Consider the following 15,960-nt stretch of genomic DNA (forward strand, 5'->3'; position numbering starts at 1 on the left):
GACAGGGCGGGCGAGGGGCCCGCCCTGCTCCGAGTTGATCGAAACCCGTCAGGTGACGTGGTTCGACCGGTTGTAGACGTTGAACTTGCCGGTCGGGGCGTACAGCCCTTCGATGCGACCGATCTCTTCCAATGTCTTGGCGTCAAAGATCACGATCTGACCGTTGGGTTCTTTTGAATCCGACAGGTTCCACTTGGACACCCAGACCTCGGTTCCATCCGCGTTGAATTCAAAGTGAACAGCGGCGCTGCCTTCGTCTTCGGTGATCTGGATGGTTTTCACGATCTCGCCGGTCTCTTTCGAGATGACCTGCACAGATTGCTGCACTTCCGGTTCCGGGTGTTTGGTCTGGTCAGCCCAGATATAGTCCGATTCCGGATGTGTACGGACGAACAGGCCCGGGCCGTCTGTTTCCACTTCGTAGCAGATCTTCCAGGCATCATCGGGGCGGTTCTCGGGGTCGTTGCCCCAGACCGTCACTGTGCCGACACCAAGGTGGGTTGTGCCAGCTACCGGCCCGCAATTCGGGTCAATCCAGTTAGCGCCCGGACCGGGATGCGGCAACGCGGCCGTGTCGATCATCGCCTCAAGCTTGTGGGTCTCGGTATCTACAACCACCATCTTGTTCGATGCGTTTGCAGCGATCTGGAAATACCGGCCCGTCGGATCGAAGAACCCGTCATGCAGGAACTTGGCGCTGTCGATTTTGTCGATCCGCAGATTGTCTAGATCAGTATAATCTACTTGCCACAGTTGCCCCAGCTCTTTGACGGCAACGATCCAGGTTGGCTCATTCGGAGTTGTGTAGATAGCGGCCACGCGAGCCTCTTCCACATAGTCCCCGTCCACGTTCACGCCGCGGGTCGATACAACCTTGACCGGCTCCATCGTCTGGGCGTCAACGATTGCAAAGTGCGGCGGCCAGTAGCCCCCGCCGATGACATATTTACCGTCACCGGAAACGGCTACGTCGCGCGCGTCATACGCGATCTTGACTTCGGAAACCAACATCTTGTCCGGCGTCTGCCAGAGGTCGATCTTGGTCATCTTGCCGTCGCGGCCCATGGTGTACCAGAAGCGACCGGGCTGTTCCGGCTCTTCCAGCGAATGGTGTTCGGATGCTTTCAGAACGTGCACCGCATAGCCGGTCGGAATATGTGTCAGCACCTCTTTGGTGTCGCCATCGATAACAGCGACTTTGCCGACGTCGCGCTCGATAACAACAAAGAAGTTTTCCCAGTTGCGACCATGCATCGGCTCGGTTGGGTAGTCCTCTTCTTCAACATATACCTTGCGGGTCGCCATCATCTGGTCCAGCGACATTTCAGGTGGTTTGGGCGGCTCCATCATGATGTAAGTCGCCATGTCTTTGATTTCCTGCTCGGACATGATGTCCGAGAAGTTGTTCATCCCGCCTTCGGTGCCCCAGGCGATGATCTTCTCAAGCCGCTCTTGCCCAAGCGCAAGTGTGCCGCCTTCGGTCACGGCGCCGTCAGCTGCGGTTTTCTTCCAATGCGGTTCAAGATTCTTGCCAGTGGCGCCTTTACGCAAGACACCGTGGCACCCCGCGCATTGTTCAAAGTAAAGTTGTTTGGACGCTTCAAACGCTTCTTCGTTCAAAGTTGGCTCTTCGGCGAAAGCTGGTGCAGCGACACTGCCCAGCAACATCGCCAAACCGACCCCGAAGACGCGGCCCGTTTTGGTATAGCTGATTCCAAGTGACATGATCACTCTCCATTTGCTGGTGAGGCGGTCCAAGCGTGGGGCATCGCGCAAGGGTGCTCCTTGACGAAAGTCAACACCAGCCGCGCAATTCAGGTGGCGGGCAGGGAAAAACGTCAATTTTCCGGCTGGGAAAATCTGTATCTTTGGCACACTTTTTCGGCCGGTTTGATTTTTGTTAAGTCGCGCAGCCGGGCGGCTTGCTAGGGCTTGGAAAACACCAAGGAGAGCAGCCATGCCCGCAATCATCACCCGCGTGTTTGGTGAAGGGTTTCGTGTATTCTTTCTGTCCGCCGGCCTCTATGGCCTCTTTGTCGGAGTGGTTTGGGGGCTGTGGCTGACGGTGCCATATGCAGTGCCGGATTATGGCATGGCCCCGCCCATGTGGCACGCGCATGAGATGATCTTCGGCTATGCAACAGCCGCGCTGGGCGGGTTCTTTCTGACCGCAGTGCCAAATTGGACCGGCGCACCAGATGCGCGTGCGCAGTTCATAACGTTGGCCGCCGGATTGTGGTTGGCTGGTCGGATGGCGATGTGGTTTTCGGGGATGCTGCCTGCGGCGCTTGTGGCGGTGGTCGACCTGGCCTTTGTACCGATTCTGGCGGTCAAGATTGCAACCCAGCTCATCCGGAAGCCGAAACCTCAGAACATGCTCTTTCTGCTGTTGCTCAGCTTTATCTGGATTGCTGATCTGTTCACGCATCTTGAATGGACCGGGATGACGGATGACACATTGCATACCGGGCTGCGCGCGGGGTTGCTGGCGCTCTGCGCGATGATTGCCATTCTTGGCGGACGGATCACCCCGGCCTTTACCCGAAACGCCATGAGACGCGCGGGCGTTCCCGAGGCGAACTGGCCAATATCTGTGCCAATTCTGGACAAATCAGCGATGGCGGTTGCCCTGACCCTGCCACCAATCGTTCTGGTGCTGGGGTCAGGTGCTGTGGCTGGATCGATAGCGCTGGTTCTAGGGGTGGCACAGGTTTCGCGCATGGCCCGCTGGCGCGCGGGCTGGGCTGCGCGGGAGCCGATCTTATTGGCACTGTATCTTGGGCTTGCAATGCTGGCGCTGGGACTGATCCTCTGGGGGCTGTCAGTGCTGGGTTTCGGAAACGAGATCGCTGCCCTTCACATCCTGGGCATCGGATGCGTCGGGGGCATGACCCTGGCGGTCATGAGCCGCGCCGCGCTTGGCCACAGTGGTCGCGCGCTGGTGGCACCCGGCCCAATGGCGGTGGCCTATGGTCTGATGGCGGTGGCGGCCCTGTCGCGGTGGATTGGTGCAGATCTGAATGCAGGTTACATGGTTGCGATGCTGCTGTCGGACGGGTTGTGGGTCAGCGCCTTTGCGCTTTTCCTGATCGCGATGTGGCCGGCGCTGACGGGTCCGAAGGTGCAACGGTCAGCGTGATTTCATTTCCTTTTGCAAGTCTTGACTTTCGTTAAGGATATACCATGCCCATCCCGTCATTTTGGCCAGACTAGCTAATCTGCGCAAAGGAGAGCGCAATGCGAGAAGTCATGACCAAGAGCATGGCACGCAATATATTCTATGGCGGGTCACTGTTCTTTATCCTCATCTTTCTGGCTCTGTCGGCCCATTCTCACTGGTATATCGTGAACTCTGAGAACGCAGCAAAGCTCGATGAAAGTGTTATCAGGGGCAAGCACGTCTGGGAAAAACACGCCTGCATCAACTGTCATACCATCCTTGGCGAAGGTGCATACTTTGCACCCGAGGTTGGCAATGTGATGACACGTTGGGGCGTGCTGGACGACCCGGAATCGGCCTTTGAAGCCCTCAAAGGCTGGATGGAGGCGCAGCCGACAGACATTCCCGGTCGTCGTCAGATGCCCAATTTCAACCTCAGCGACGAAGACATCCGTGATCTGACCAACTTTTTGATCTGGACGGACAATATCGACGCTCAGGACTGGCCGCCCAACGAGGCGGGCTGAGAAGGGAACGGAGCAATGAAATACGAATCCCAAAAAATCGCCTATGCCTACTTTGCGGTGGCAATGGCCCTATTCGCGATACAGGTTCTGGGCGGCCTTCTGGCCGGCTTTATCTATGTATCACCCAATTTCCTGAGCGAGCTTTTGCCGTTCAACATCGTGCGGATGCTGCACACCAACTCGCTGATCGTGTGGCTGATCCTCGGGTTCTTTGGTGCGGCCTATTTTCTGATCCCGGAAGAGGCCGAGCGTGAGATCCATTCGCCCATGCTGGCCTATCTGCAGCTGATCATTCTGGTGGTCGGTACACTGGGCGTGGTCTTGACCTATACGTTCAACCTGTTTGAAGGCAACTGGCTGCTGGGTAAAGAAGGGCGCGAGTTCCTTGAGCAACCGAAATGGGTCAAGGCCGGCATCGTCGTGGCCGCACTGATCTTCCTGTACAACGTGTCGATGACCGTTCTGAAGGGCAAGAAGACCGCGATCACCAACATCTTGTTGCTAGGTCTTTGGGGTTTGGCGCTGCTGTTCCTGTTTGCCTTCTACAACCCGGGAAACCTGTCCTTGGACAAGCAATACTGGTGGTATGTTGTCCACCTGTGGGTCGAAGGTGTCTGGGAACTGATCATGGCCTCGATCCTGGCCTATCTGATGCTGAAGCTGACTGGGGTAGACCGTGAGGTTGTCGAGAAATGGCTCTATGTCATTGTCGCCGCCGCGTTGTTTTCGGGTATCCTTGGTACAGGTCACCATTACTATTGGATAGGCACACCAGGGTACTGGCAGTGGATCGGCTCGATCTTCTCAAGCCTCGAAGTGATCCCCTTCTTTGCGATGATGGCCTTTGCCTTTGTGATGGTCTGGAAGGGCCGTCGGGACCACCCGAACAAAGCGGCGCTGCTGTGGTCGCTGGGCTGTGCCACATTGGCCTTCTTCGGTGCCGGTGTCTGGGGCTTCCTGCACACTCTGCACGGGGTGAACTACTATACCCACGGTACGCAGATCACTGCGGCTCACGGACACCTGGCGTTCTATGGTGCGTATGTCTGCCTCAACCTGGCAATCTTCAGCTATGCAATGCCGATCCTGAAGAACCGCGATCCTTATAATCAGGTTCTGAACATGGGCAGCTTCTGGCTGATGTCCAGCGGTATGGTTTTCATGACCTTTGTGCTGACCTTTGCTGGAACAGTGCAGACGCACATGCAGCGGGTGGTCGGAGACTACTTCATGGATGTGCAGGATCAGGTCGCAATCTTCTATTGGATGCGCCTTGGCTCTGGCATCGTCGTGGTCTTGGGTGCGCTGCTGTTCATCTACTCGATCTGGGTTCCCCGGAAAGAGATCATTGAATCCGGCGCGGCCGAAACCCCAGCGGAGTGATGGATATGGATGGCTCCATGAAACTGAGAACGGGGGCGGCTGACGCCCCCTTCTACCTGCCACAGGGTGATGAATGTGATGTGTTCGCTGCTGCCTATACCAACAACCTGCCGGTCCTGCTGAAAGGCCCGACAGGTTGCGGCAAGACCCGGTTTGTGGCGCATATGGCCGCCAGCCTTGGCCGCCCGCTTTACACAGTGGCCTGTCACGATGACCTTGCCGCTTCGGACCTGATCGGGCGCTACCTGCTGAAAGGCGGGGAAACGATCTGGGTCGATGGGCCACTGACCCGCGCGGTGCGCGAAGGCGCGATCTGCTATCTGGATGAAGTGGTCGAGGCGCGCAAGGACGTGACCGTCGTGCTGCACCCGCTGACTGACGACAGGCGCATTCTGCCGATCGACCGCACCGGTGAGGAGCTTGTGGCCGCGCCCGGTTTCATGCTGGTCGCCTCATATAACCCGGGATATCAGAATATCCTGAAAACCTTGAAACCCTCGACCCGGCAGCGGTTCATCTCACTGGAGTTCGACTTTCCGTCGCCCGAGATGGAGGCAAAGGTCGTCGCTAACGAAAGCGGGCTGGCGCTGGAACGCTGCAAGCCGCTGATCCGCTTGGCAGGTAAACTGCGCGGGCTCAGGGGGCAGGATCTTGAAGAGGGCGTTTCCACCCGTCTGGTCGTCTATGCCGCCACGCTGATCGCGCAGGGCATGTCCACCGACCGCGCGATCCTTGCCGCCATGATAGAACCTCTGACAGATGACGAGGACATCAAACGCGGGCTCCTCGATCTTGTCACGGCTGTCTTTGGGTGAGGCCGGCCGATGGTCAGGATCGATTTTGAGCCATGGGAACCCGAAGAAACGATCGGGAAACTGTGGCACTCCCTTGCCAGCCGTCTCGATGCACCCCAGGTGCATGTTGGAGCCGCGGTCGACCTTTCTGAGGTCGCGGGGCGGCTGGCAGTCCTTTTTCGCGGGCTTGGGGGCAGCCCGGGCGTTGAATTGCGCCCGGTCTCGCCCGAGGTTTCACACTATCGCCTAAGCTGGCGCCGTCGGTTGGGTACCGAAGTTGAACTGATGCCGCGCGCTTCGTTCGATGGCGAAGTGCTGCGCCTCCCGGACCGTCTGGCGGTGTTTCCCGCGCGCGAGGCGAACGGAGCGCTGTATGTTTGGCTGGCCGCCGCAGCGGCCCATGCGGGAACCCGGATCGTCGAAGGTGATCCGTTGCGCGCCGATCTGCACGCGCTGAGCGCCGCACAAACGATGGTTAATGCAACCTTGGACAACGCCCCCGGCTTGCGACCGCTTTACACCGAGCTTTGCAAAGGTGTTCTGCATGACCGCAACAAATCCGGCCTCCCGCCTGTGGAAACAGCGGTTGAAGAACTGATCCGCCATCGGCTGGGCGACCCTGCGCCTTTATCCCCGAAGGCCAGGCAATTCATGTCATTTGACGATGACCCGACTGCCCCACGCGGATATCAACATTTCCGCCCTGTCCCTCTTTGGCCGGAATTACGCGCTGTTGGTTTTTCAGAGCATAACAATGCCGAAAACCCCGATACCGAAGGCCCGCCCGAGGAATCGGGTGAGAAAACCCACCGTGCCCGGCGGCGCAAATCCGACCAGGCTGAACGCAGTGACAGTTTTATCCTTCATAAATTCGAGGCGATCCTCAGCTGGGCCGAGTTTCTGAACATCAACCGTCGCATTGATGACGATGATCCCGACAATGCCAAAAAGGCCGCCGATGATCAGGATGAGATCGGTTTGGGCCAGATTTCCAAGGCGCCACCGACCAAGCTGAAATTGCATCTGGACCTGGCACCCGAGGATGTGAATCGCGAACGTCTGTCGGGCCGTATTCTCTATCCGGAATGGGACGTGCGCACCGGGCAATACCTGCCCGATCACGTCAACGTTCTAACCTCGGACGCCGATATTCGTGATGATGCCGCCGAGTTTGGAAAAGACCCAGCCACCGCCCGCCGTATCCGCGCCGTCAAACGCCAGTTCGAAGCGCTGCGCCCGGGCCGCGTGATGACCCGAGGCCATCTGGACGGCGATCAACTGGACATAGAAGCCGCCGTTCGGGCGCAGGTTGACCGCTGTGCAAACGGTGAAGGTACCGAACGCATCTGGCAACAATCCCGCCCCGAGGCACGCGATCTGGCGGTATCTATCCTGCTGGATGTCAGCCGCTCGACCGAAAGTGCCGTGACTGGCCGCGCCGTGATCGACATCGAACGCGAGGCGCTGGCAGCGCTGGCCTGGGGCCTGAACGCCTGTGGTGACGATTTCGCCATTCACGCCTTCAGTTCACTGAAACGACAGCGGGTCTATGTGCAACGCTGCAAACGGTTTGATGAGGTGATGGGCAGCCAGGTTGAACAGCGCATCGCATCGTTACGCCCGGGGCACTATACAAGGCTGGGTGCCGCGATCCGCCATTGCTCGGCCGATCTGGCCACCCAAACGCGTAAGCGCCGGTTGTTACTGGTGATCACCGATGGCAAACCCAATGATCTTGACCACTACGAAGGCCGCCACGGAATCGAAGACACCCACATGGCCGTGCGCGAGGCGCGCCGAGCCGGGCAATCGGTCTTTGGCGTCACCATCGACAAGACAGGTAAAAGCTGGTTCCCGCGGATGTTCGGGCAGGGCGGCTTTGCCGTCATCCCGGACCCGCATCGCCTGACTATGGCGCTGCCGCAAATCTACCGCCAACTGGTTGGCGCATGAGCGAAGCGTCCCTTATCGACGAGTTGCCCGGCGAATTACTGATGTGGGTTCTGATCATTTCGGAACTGCTGGTCTTTGGTGCGGGCCTGATCGCTTTCATGGGCGTGCGCCTGACCGATCCGGCGGGCTTTGCCGAGGCGCAATCGCATCTGCACCGCACCGGAGCCGCGCTGAACACTGCGGTTCTGGTCACCTCTGGCTATCTGGCCGCGCAAGCCTTGCATTGGCGGCAGATTGCGCGTCGGACTGCTGCCCGCCTGGCGCTAATCGCAGCCGCCGCGCTGGGCGTTGTATTCCTGATCATCAAAGGCGTGGAATACGCGGACAAGGCTGCACAAGGAATTACCTACGAGACCCATCCGTTCTTCCTGTTCTACTATCTGCTCACCGGCTTCCACGCGGCACATGTGTTGGCTGGGGTTGTTATCCTGCTGCTGGTCGCCTGGCGGGACAATCCCCGCATCATCGAGGCCGGCGCCCAGTTTTGGCACATGGTCGATCTCGTCTGGATCATGCTGTTCCCCGTGATCTACTTGTTGGGATGACGGGCATGACCCAAACCTCATCGGATCCAAAAAGCTCCCGCTGGATGCTCCCAAACCCGCTCACCCGCGCATGGCTCAGCCTGTTGGTTCTGAGCACCGCTTCGGCCCTGCTGACGATACTCCCCCTGTCCTCACCGGTGTTGAGCGCAGGCATTTTGATCCTGGCCCTGTCCAAAGCCCGCATTATCCTTGCACGATATCTGGACCTGACGCACAGCCCGGCCTGGCTGAGCGGTTTCACCATGGTACTGACCGGATTTGCGATGGTGATCTTCGGCCTCTCACTGTTTTGACATGAAAAAAGCCGCCCCCGTGGGGCGGCAGTTCTCCAAGTGCGGGGACGCCTCAGTTATTGTGCGGCCATCGGCATTCGCGCGATCTGACACCGTTGCCACAGGGCCGATAAGGCACCGACCAGATGGTCGATATCTTCGTTCGTATGAACCGGAGAGGGGGTAATTCTCAGGCGTTCGGTGCCTTTGGGAACGGTCGGATAGTTGATCGGCTGAATATAGATCCCGAATTCTTCCAGCAGCGTATCCGAGATGAATTTGCATTTCACCGGGTCACCTACCATCACCGGGATGATGTGGCTGGGATTGGGCAAATGCGGGATGCCTTCGGCGTCCAGTTTGGCGCGCACCTGCGCAACGCGGGTTTTCTGCAGATCGCGCTCGGTATTGGATTGCTTGAGGTGTCGGATCGATGCGGCAGCGCCAGCTGCTATTGCGGGTGGGAGGGCGGTGGTAAATATGAACCCGCTGGCAAAGCTGCGGACAAAGTCACACAAGGCAGCGGATGCCGCGATGTAACCACCAACCACGCCGAAGGCCTTGCCCAGCGTCCCTTCTATGACGGTCAGGCGATCCATCAACCCTTCGCGTTCGGCGATGCCACCACCGCGCGAGCCATAAAGGCCAACGGCGTGGACCTCGTCCAGATAGGTCATCGCACCATATCTATCCGCCAGGTCGCAAATCTCTTTGATCGGAGCGATATCCCCATCCATCGAATAGACAGATTCGAAGGCGATCATCTTGGGCGCATCTGAATCGGCTGCGGCCAGCTTTGCCTCGAGGTCCGCCAGATCATTGTGCTTCCAGATCACTTTTTGTGCCCGCGAATGGCGGATGCCTTCAATCATGGAGGCATGGTTCAAAGCGTCCGAGAATACGATCAGACTTGGGATCTTCGCAGCCAGCGTCCCAAGTGCCGCCCAGTTCGACACATAGCCAGAGGTGAACAGAAGGGCGGCTTCTTTCCCGTGGAGGTCGGCCAGTTCCTGTTCCAGCAAAACGTGGTCATGTGTCGTGCCCGAGATATTGCGTGTGCCCCCTGCGCCCGCGCCGCAACGGTCGAGTGCATCGTGCATTGCCCCGACTACGTCAGGATGCTGGCCCATTCCCAGATAGTCGTTGGAACACCAAATTCGTACGTCGCGCTGTAAAGCGCCGTCCGTCTGGCGAGCATTCGGGAACGCGCCACAGCGGCGCTGTAGATCAATGAAGATGCGGTAGTTGCCTTCGTCGCGCAGATGCTCAAGGCTTTCGCCAAAAAAACGCTCGTAGTCCATCTCGAACACTCCTGGGAATACTGGCTTTCCAGCAAGACTATGTGCCGGACCCGCTACGCAACATGACAAATGTCAAGCCGCAGAAAGGAAAGGCTGGCTTGGAAGCCGAAGGTTTGGCATAGCCTTGAGAGGACGGACGTACTGATCGGGTACGCAACTAGAAAAGAGGGGAAAGCTTCGTGGCGCATGAGGCACTAAAAGCGATCGCCAAGCAGTCACTATTGCTCAAAAGCTTTCCCGAGCATCATATCGACACGCTGTTAAGCCACGCGATTTGGCGGAAATATGATCGCGGAGAGACGATTTTTCTACAGGAAGAAAAAGCCCAGGCCATTCATGTGGTTCTGTCGGGCTGGGTAAAGCTGTTTCGCATGTCCCCTACCGGTGCCGAAGCAGTTGTCAGCGTTTTCACCCGCGGCGAAAGCTTTGGCGAGGCGGTCGCCTTGCGTAACGTTCCCTATCCGGTTTCGGCCGAGGCAGTTTCGGCCTGTGAGATCATGCACATTCCAAGTCCGGTCCTTTTGTCCCTTATGCGAGAGGACCCGGAAATTGGGGTGTCAATTCTGGCAGCTACCTTTACCCATCTGCATTCTCTGGTCGCCCAGCTTGAGCAGCTTAAGGCCCAGACCGGCGCACAGCGGGTGGCAGAATTTCTTCTGACTCTCTGCGAAGCCGAGATGGGGGACTGTGTTGTCGAGCTGCCCTATGACAAGATGTTGATTGCCGGGCGCCTGGGCATGAAGCCCGAAAGCCTGAGCCGCGCCTTTTCCCGGCTAAAGCCGTTTGGCGTTAAAATTGACCGGACACATGCCCTGCTCTCGGACATTCAAGTACTGCGAGACTATGCAGAAAGTGACCCCTCCGAAAAGTGACCGAATTTATTGGCCGGTGTTTGCCGGGTGCGCCAAAGAGCCCCGAGAACGTGCTTCTTTATTCAGGCTAGGACATGCGCATCGATCCCGTGAACACGATTCCCTGTTTCCGGATAAGGGCCTTGTGCAACGTCAGGTAATCCAGAACTTCAAAACAAGCTGGTTTTGGTGCTTGCTGGGTCCATGCAGCTGACGTGATATGCCGTCAAGTTCCAGTCGGCATCTTCCGTCTGTTCTTAGGGTCGAAATCGAATGGGAAACTCTAACCTTTAGGGGCTTCTACGATGTCAAAAATCCGTTCAACGACTATCTAATTGGAACCGGCATTCTGACAGAGTTGATTACCGCTTTCCTGTCGATAGTCATTTTTTTTTGCGGCTTCGGCGGAGGAAGATTGTCTCAACATCTTTGCCCACATGCGGGATGTTTTGCTTACGGTTCTAGAGTTGACCGAAGCTGAGCGGCTGCCTGAAACCAACACCTTTATCCAGCATAGTTTTGGCGGATCCAAATTTGCAGCACGCGATGATAAGCATGTGAGCACCGGATACGAACAGCATGTTGCAAAGGCTTATATGCAGGGACCCGTGTTTACCACCGGGTCAGTGCATCTTCGTCTTCGTCCTTGGCCGAAACCCACTCCGCACCAGCGGTGGTGATTTCTTTCTTCCAGAAGGGGGCGCGGGATTTTAGGTAGTCCATCAGATATTCGGCCGCCTCGAACGCATCCTTGCGATGCGGTGCGGCAGTGGCCACCATCATGATCCGATCCCCCGGAGCGAGCCTGCCATGCCGATGGATCACCAGCACATTGCCCAGCGACCAGCGGTCTATTGCTTCTTGCGCAATCTGGGTCAAGGCCCGTTCAGTCATGCCCGGATAATGCTCAATCTCCATCACGTCCAAATCGCCCGTGGCCAGATCACGCACAACACCGGTAAAGGTCACGATTGCGCCATTTGCAGCATCGCCCGCCGCAAAGTCATTTGCCTCGGTACCTAGGTCAAACGGGTCTTCCTGCACCACGATGCGCATGACCTCAGCCACCTGTCATTGGTGGGAAAAAGGCAACCTCACGAACGCCCGCCAACGGGGCGTCAAAATCCGACAATTCCTGATCCAGCGCAACACGTAAGGCCGACAGATCCGCAAAGGCCGCTGCATAGCGATCCTCGCGCGCGCTAAGTTCTGCGACCAGATCGGATACGGTGGCCGCCTCGGTTTCAACCCGTTCTTTCGGCAGTCCGATCCGTTCGCGGACCCATGCGAAATACAGCACATCCATCCCTTAGTTCTCCTTCAGGTGTGGCATGGCTTTACGTAGGTAGTCATAGCCGGTGATCAATGTCAGCGCTGCTGCGATCCACAGCAGCCACAGGCCGATCCGACTGGACCAGAACATCCCTTCAAGATGCCAGCGCAGGCCGTTCAGGTCGTCTTCCTGCCCGGTCAGAATCTGGTCGATCAGCGTTGGGTCCATGCCGAAGCTGGCCATCACAAAGTAATGCTCGAAGATGCCCTGTGAAAACAAGACGGCTATCGCCACCATCTGAGCCGTGGTTTTCCATTTGGCAAGTTTGGTAACTTTCAGCGTTCCAGCCGTATCACCCAGATATTCGCGCAGGCCTGACACAAAGACCTCTCGAAACAGGATCACAGTGGCAGGCAGGACCAGCCACGGCGTCCAGTGTTCGGCCGAATACCCGACCAAGATCATCAGCGCGATCACCACCATCGCCTTATCGGCAATCGGGTCCAGCATGGCGCCAATTTTTGTTTCCTGCTTCCACGCTCGTGCCAGATAGCCATCGAACCAGTCGGTTAAGGCGGCTGTCAGAAACAGGATCAACGCGAACCAGTCGGCATAGGGCCGGGTGAAATACAAAAACATCACGGCCAGCCCCGGGGCTGCCAGCAGACGCAGGACGGTCAGAATATTGGGCAGGTTCCACTTCATGCAGCGGACCCTACATCGCTAAAATCCAACAGAAAAGATAGACAGTCAAAAAACCGTACTTGTCCCCTGAACTTGGTCAAAGCGCCGCAGGCAGCGCGTGGTGCGTCCATGCCCCTTGGAGTTTGTTCTATTTGCGGTCAGGTTCACCGCACGTATCCGGGACAGAAGGCACCTCATGACAGCTCATATACAAACCGATGCCCGGTCAAATCTGACCGGCAGCCTGTGGATGATCGCCGCAATGGCGGGGTTTGCGCTGGAAGACGCGCTGTTGAAAGCGGCTTCGGGTGCCGTACCGATCTGGCAGGTGATGGTTCTGTTCGGGGTGGGTGGGGCGCTGGTCTTTGCGGCGGTTGCACTGGCGCGCGGCACGCAACTTTTTCAGCCGGATGTCCTGTCGCGCCCGATGAAAGTGCGCGTGCTCTTCGAGGTATTCGGACGGTTATTCTATGTCTTAGCCATTGTGCTGACGCCTTTGTCTTCAGCTACTGTGATTTTGCAGGCCACTCCGTTGGTCGTTGTCGCTGGCGCTGCGCTGATCTTTGGTGAAACAGTTGGCTGGCGACGGTGGAGCGCGATTCTGATCGGTCTGATTGGCGTTGTAGTCATCCTGCAACCGACCGGAGACAGCTTTTCGGCGCTGTCCATTCTGGCGGTGCTGGGCATGTTGGGCTTTGCCGGTCGCGATCTGGCCAGCCGCGCGGCCCCGGCGACACTGGGGACCGAGGTTTTGGGCTTTTACGGCTTCCTCAGCATCATCGTTGCCGGTTTGGCCTATCGCCTGTGGGAGGACGTGCCAATCGTCCCGCTCGATCTGTACAACGGTCTGTTTCTGACCGGTGCGGTGCTTATGGGTGTGATGGCCTATGCCTCGCTTATGAAGGCGATGCGGATTGGAGAGGTCTCGGCCGTGACGCCGTTCCGCTATACGCGTCTGCTGTTCGGTATCGGTCTGGGCGTGTTCCTGTTCGGCGAGCAACTAGACCAGACCATGTGGATCGGCAGCGCGCTGATTGTGGCCTCGGGGCTGTACATCCTGTGGCGCGGGCGGCGGGCCTAGCCCTTGTCGTGGAAGAAATCATAGACTTTTTGCGCCAAGCCGGCCGAAATCCCCTCGACCGCTTTCAGATCGGCCAGGTTGGCCCGGCCAACTGCTTTGGCGCTGCCGAAATGAGCCAACAGGGCACGTTTGCGCGCGGCCCCTACGCCGGGGATTTCATCCAGCGGTGTGGCCCCCACGGCCTTGGCACGCTTGGCTCGATGTGTGCCGATGGCAAACCGGTGGGCCTCGTCTCTTAGGCGCTGAATGAAATAGAGCACCGGGTCGTTGCGTTTCAGCGCAAAGGGCCTTTGGCCGGTGCGGTGAAATTCTTCCTTACCATGGTCGCGGTCAACGCCTTTGGCGACACCGATCATGGGGATCTCCTCGACCCCGTGCTGCGCCATAATCTCATGGACGGCGCTCACTTGCCCGGCGCCACCGTCAATCAGCAGCAGATCGGGCCACATTCCCTTGTCACGGTCGGGGTCTTCTTTTTGCAGGCGGGTAAAGCGGCGGGTCAGCACCTCTTTCATCATGCCAAAGTCGTCACCGGGGGTCAGGTCATCTCCACGAATGTTGAACTTGCGATAGGCATTTTTCATGAAACCTTCGGGGCCGGCCACGATCATGCCGCCCACGGCATTTGTTCCTTGAATATGGGAGTTGTCGTAGACTTCGATCCGGTTTGGCGGGGCATCCAGATTAAATGCCTCGGCGATCCCGCGCAACAGTTTGGCCTGCGTGGCACTTTCCGACATCCGCCGGGCCAGGGATTCACGCGCGTTGCGTATGGCCCCTGCGACAAGTTCTTGTTTCTCACCACGCTGGGGCACAAGGATTTCTACCTTGCGACCGGCTTTTTCGGTCAGCGCCTCTTGCATCAGATCGGCGTTTTCAATGGCATCTGACAGGATCAACTGACGGGGTGGTTCCTTGTTGTCGTAGAACTGACCCAGAAACGCCTCCATCACCTCGGCGGCTGACACATCTGCCCCGACGCGGGGATAGAAGTCCTTGTTGCCCCAGTTCTGGTTGGCGCGGATGAAGAACACCTGAACGCAAGCCTGCCCACTGTCCATATACAGGCCGATCACATCCGCCTCGGCCACACCGCGCGGGTTAATGCCTTGCGAGGTCTGCACCTGCGTCAGCGCCCGGATACGATCGCGCAGGCCAGCGGCGCGTTCAAACTCCATCGCCTCAGACGCGGCCATCATCTGTTCGGCCAGCTCCTCTTGCACTTTGGTCGACCGGCCTGACAGGAATCGTTCCGCATCCTTGACGCTTTCACGGTAATCCCGATCCGAGATCAACCCGACACAAGGCCCAGAACACCGCTTGATCTGATAGAGCAGGCAGGGACGGGTGCGGCTTTCGAACATCGAGTCAGAACAGTTGCGCAGCAGGAAGGCCTTTTGCAGCTGGTTCAGGGTTCGGTTCACGGCACCCGCGCTGGCGAAGGGGCCGAAATACGCGCCCTTTTCCTTTTTTGCTCCCCGGTGCTTTTTGATCTGTGGAAAGACATGGTCCTTTGCCACCAGAATATTGGGAAAGCTTTTGTCGTCGCGCAGCAGCACGTTGTATTTCGGTTTGAGCTGCTTGATCAGGTTCTGTTCAAGCAGCAGCGCCTCGGTCTCGGTCCGGGTCGTCAGGAACATCATCGAGGCCGTGGCCGCAATCATCCGCTCGATCCGGCCAGAGTGTCCCGGTCTTGTATAGTTCGACACCCGTGCCTTCAGATTGCGCGCCTTGCCGACGTAAAGAACTCGGCTGTCCGCATCCAGCATCCTGTACACGCCAGGTGAACTGTCGAGCGTTTTCGCATATCGCTGGATGCAGGCGTATCCTGTCGACTGGGCGTCATTCTGAGAGCTGTTGGTGTCGTCTTGAGAGGTCATGGCCAAAATATGTGATTCTTTGACCATGGCTGCAATCTTGAGCGCTTCAGATCAAGGGAAAACAAATCCACGTATTCTGTGGATAACTGTGCAGATAACTTTTGTTGGGCTTGAATTTTCCCTTGTTTCATTAAGGATTCCTTGATTTGCTTAAAAAATAGGCACATATGTAATCTATTGAATTTAAACAGTAAAAATTTCTACACATGGCAAGTGTATGAAAAAAAAGACATTTTTGTAACGGATTGATAACAGA

At 57.5% G+C, this 15,960-nt stretch carries 15 protein-coding genes; 9 read left to right on the top strand and 6 right to left on the bottom strand.

Annotated features, from left to right (window positions below; all coding sequences use genetic code 11):
* Positions 1-48: 48 nt before the first annotated feature.
* Complete coding sequence (locus tag AC2FGB_RS05020) at positions 49-1,725, bottom strand: cytochrome D1 domain-containing protein (RefSeq protein WP_271948614.1); 1,677 nt, start codon at positions 1,723-1,725, stop codon at positions 49-51.
* A gap of 232 nt (positions 1,726-1,957) precedes the next feature.
* Here AC2FGB_RS05020 and AC2FGB_RS05025 point away from each other — a divergent pair, with 232 nt between their 5' ends.
* The 7 genes from AC2FGB_RS05025 (at position 1,958) to AC2FGB_RS05055 (ending at position 8,655) form a co-directional block, all read left to right on the top strand.
* Entirely contained in the window at positions 1,958-3,139 is a 1,182-nt protein-coding gene (locus AC2FGB_RS05025) for an NnrS family protein (RefSeq protein WP_496693523.1), read from the top strand.
* A 98-nt stretch (positions 3,140-3,237) separates the two neighbouring features.
* Positions 3,238-3,687 (top strand): c-type cytochrome, encoded by a 450-nt coding sequence (locus AC2FGB_RS05030; protein WP_142635251.1) that lies wholly within the window; start codon positions 3,238-3,240, stop codon positions 3,685-3,687.
* 15 nt (positions 3,688-3,702) lie between these two features.
* Entirely contained in the window at positions 3,703-5,070 is a 1,368-nt protein-coding gene (locus AC2FGB_RS05035) for a cbb3-type cytochrome c oxidase subunit I (protein WP_142635253.1), read from the top strand.
* Positions 5,070-5,885, top strand: a complete 816-nt coding sequence (locus AC2FGB_RS05040; RefSeq protein WP_496693524.1) for a CbbQ/NirQ/NorQ/GpvN family protein — start codon at positions 5,070-5,072, stop codon at positions 5,883-5,885. Before AC2FGB_RS05035 ends, AC2FGB_RS05040 begins: the two co-directional genes overlap by 1 nt.
* Positions 5,886-5,894: 9 nt before the next feature.
* On the top strand, positions 5,895-7,817 hold the full coding sequence (locus AC2FGB_RS05045; RefSeq protein WP_496693525.1) for a nitric oxide reductase activation protein NorD: 1,923 nt from the start codon (positions 5,895-5,897) through the stop codon (positions 7,815-7,817).
* Entirely contained in the window at positions 7,814-8,362 is a 549-nt protein-coding gene (locus AC2FGB_RS05050; RefSeq protein ID WP_496693526.1) for a cytochrome c oxidase subunit 3, read from the top strand. The genes AC2FGB_RS05045 and AC2FGB_RS05050 overlap by 4 nt, the downstream gene beginning before the upstream one ends.
* A gap of 5 nt (positions 8,363-8,367) precedes the next feature.
* The gene (locus AC2FGB_RS05055; RefSeq protein WP_496693527.1) at positions 8,368-8,655 is read left to right on the top strand and encodes a cytochrome C oxidase subunit IV family protein; all 288 of its coding nucleotides are present in this window, start codon (positions 8,368-8,370) and stop codon (positions 8,653-8,655) included.
* A 56-nt stretch (positions 8,656-8,711) separates the two neighbouring features.
* Here the strand turns inward: AC2FGB_RS05055 and hemA are convergent, their stop codons facing one another.
* The gene (gene hemA / locus AC2FGB_RS05060) at positions 8,712-9,935 is read right to left on the bottom strand and encodes a 5-aminolevulinate synthase (RefSeq protein ID WP_496693528.1); all 1,224 of its coding nucleotides are present in this window, start codon (positions 9,933-9,935) and stop codon (positions 8,712-8,714) included.
* 179 nt (positions 9,936-10,114) lie between these two features.
* Between hemA and AC2FGB_RS05065 the strand changes: the two genes are divergently transcribed.
* Positions 10,115-10,807 (top strand): Crp/Fnr family transcriptional regulator, encoded by a 693-nt coding sequence (locus tag AC2FGB_RS05065; RefSeq protein ID WP_142635263.1) that lies wholly within the window; start codon positions 10,115-10,117, stop codon positions 10,805-10,807.
* Between the two features lie 591 nt (positions 10,808-11,398).
* On the opposite strand, the gene AC2FGB_RS05070 is transcribed toward AC2FGB_RS05065, so the two are convergent.
* The 3 genes from AC2FGB_RS05070 to pgsA are packed head-to-tail and all read right to left on the bottom strand — an operon-like array spanning position 11,399 to position 12,764.
* Entirely contained in the window at positions 11,399-11,842 is a 444-nt protein-coding gene (locus AC2FGB_RS05070) for a molybdenum cofactor biosynthesis protein MoaE (RefSeq protein ID WP_142635265.1), read from the bottom strand.
* 4 nt (positions 11,843-11,846) lie between these two features.
* Positions 11,847-12,092, bottom strand: coding sequence for a molybdopterin converting factor subunit 1 (gene moaD, locus AC2FGB_RS05075; protein WP_142635267.1), 246 nt, complete (start codon positions 12,090-12,092; stop codon positions 11,847-11,849).
* A 3-nt stretch (positions 12,093-12,095) separates the two neighbouring features.
* Positions 12,096-12,764 carry a CDP-diacylglycerol--glycerol-3-phosphate 3-phosphatidyltransferase gene (gene pgsA / locus AC2FGB_RS05080; RefSeq protein ID WP_142635269.1) on the bottom strand — a complete coding sequence of 223 codons (669 nt, stop codon included), beginning with the start codon at positions 12,762-12,764 and terminating at the stop codon, positions 12,096-12,098.
* A gap of 175 nt (positions 12,765-12,939) precedes the next feature.
* Between pgsA and AC2FGB_RS05085 the strand changes: the two genes are divergently transcribed.
* Positions 12,940-13,824, top strand: coding sequence for a DMT family transporter (locus AC2FGB_RS05085; RefSeq protein ID WP_281995276.1), 885 nt, complete (start codon positions 12,940-12,942; stop codon positions 13,822-13,824).
* Here AC2FGB_RS05085 and uvrC read toward each other — a convergent pair.
* The gene (uvrC, locus tag AC2FGB_RS05090; protein WP_496689107.1) at positions 13,821-15,704 is read right to left on the bottom strand and encodes an excinuclease ABC subunit UvrC; all 1,884 of its coding nucleotides are present in this window, start codon (positions 15,702-15,704) and stop codon (positions 13,821-13,823) included. The genes AC2FGB_RS05085 and uvrC overlap by 4 nt on opposite strands.
* Between the last annotated feature and the right edge of the window lie 256 nt (positions 15,705-15,960).

This window comes from Ruegeria sp. CDSC021 (assembly GCF_059610845.1).

Bases quoted from the DNA above. Each gene is read 5' to 3' on its own strand.
- AC2FGB_RS05020 (WP_271948614.1), bottom strand. From the start codon at position 1,725: ATGTCACTTGGAATCAGCTATACCAAAACGGGCCGCGTCTTCGGGGTC.
- AC2FGB_RS05025 (WP_496693523.1), top strand. From the start codon at position 1,958: ATGCCCGCAATCATCACCCGCGTGTTTGGTGAAGGGTTTCGTGTATTC.
- AC2FGB_RS05030 (WP_142635251.1), top strand. From the start codon at position 3,238: ATGCGAGAAGTCATGACCAAGAGCATGGCACGCAATATATTCTATGGC.
- AC2FGB_RS05035 (WP_142635253.1), top strand. From the start codon at position 3,703: ATGAAATACGAATCCCAAAAAATCGCCTATGCCTACTTTGCGGTGGCA.
- AC2FGB_RS05040 (WP_496693524.1), top strand. From the start codon at position 5,070: ATGGATATGGATGGCTCCATGAAACTGAGAACGGGGGCGGCTGACGCC.
- AC2FGB_RS05045 (WP_496693525.1), top strand. From the start codon at position 5,895: ATGGTCAGGATCGATTTTGAGCCATGGGAACCCGAAGAAACGATCGGG.
- AC2FGB_RS05050 (WP_496693526.1), top strand. From the start codon at position 7,814: ATGAGCGAAGCGTCCCTTATCGACGAGTTGCCCGGCGAATTACTGATG.
- AC2FGB_RS05055 (WP_496693527.1), top strand. From the start codon at position 8,368: ATGACCCAAACCTCATCGGATCCAAAAAGCTCCCGCTGGATGCTCCCA.
- hemA (WP_496693528.1), bottom strand. From the start codon at position 9,935: ATGGACTACGAGCGTTTTTTTGGCGAAAGCCTTGAGCATCTGCGCGAC.
- AC2FGB_RS05070 (WP_142635265.1), bottom strand. From the start codon at position 11,842: ATGCGCATCGTGGTGCAGGAAGACCCGTTTGACCTAGGTACCGAGGCA.
- moaD (WP_142635267.1), bottom strand. From the start codon at position 12,092: ATGGATGTGCTGTATTTCGCATGGGTCCGCGAACGGATCGGACTGCCG.
- pgsA (WP_142635269.1), bottom strand. From the start codon at position 12,764: ATGAAGTGGAACCTGCCCAATATTCTGACCGTCCTGCGTCTGCTGGCA.
- AC2FGB_RS05085 (WP_281995276.1), top strand. From the start codon at position 12,940: ATGACAGCTCATATACAAACCGATGCCCGGTCAAATCTGACCGGCAGC.
- uvrC (WP_496689107.1), bottom strand. From the start codon at position 15,704: ATGACCTCTCAAGACGACACCAACAGCTCTCAGAATGACGCCCAGTCG.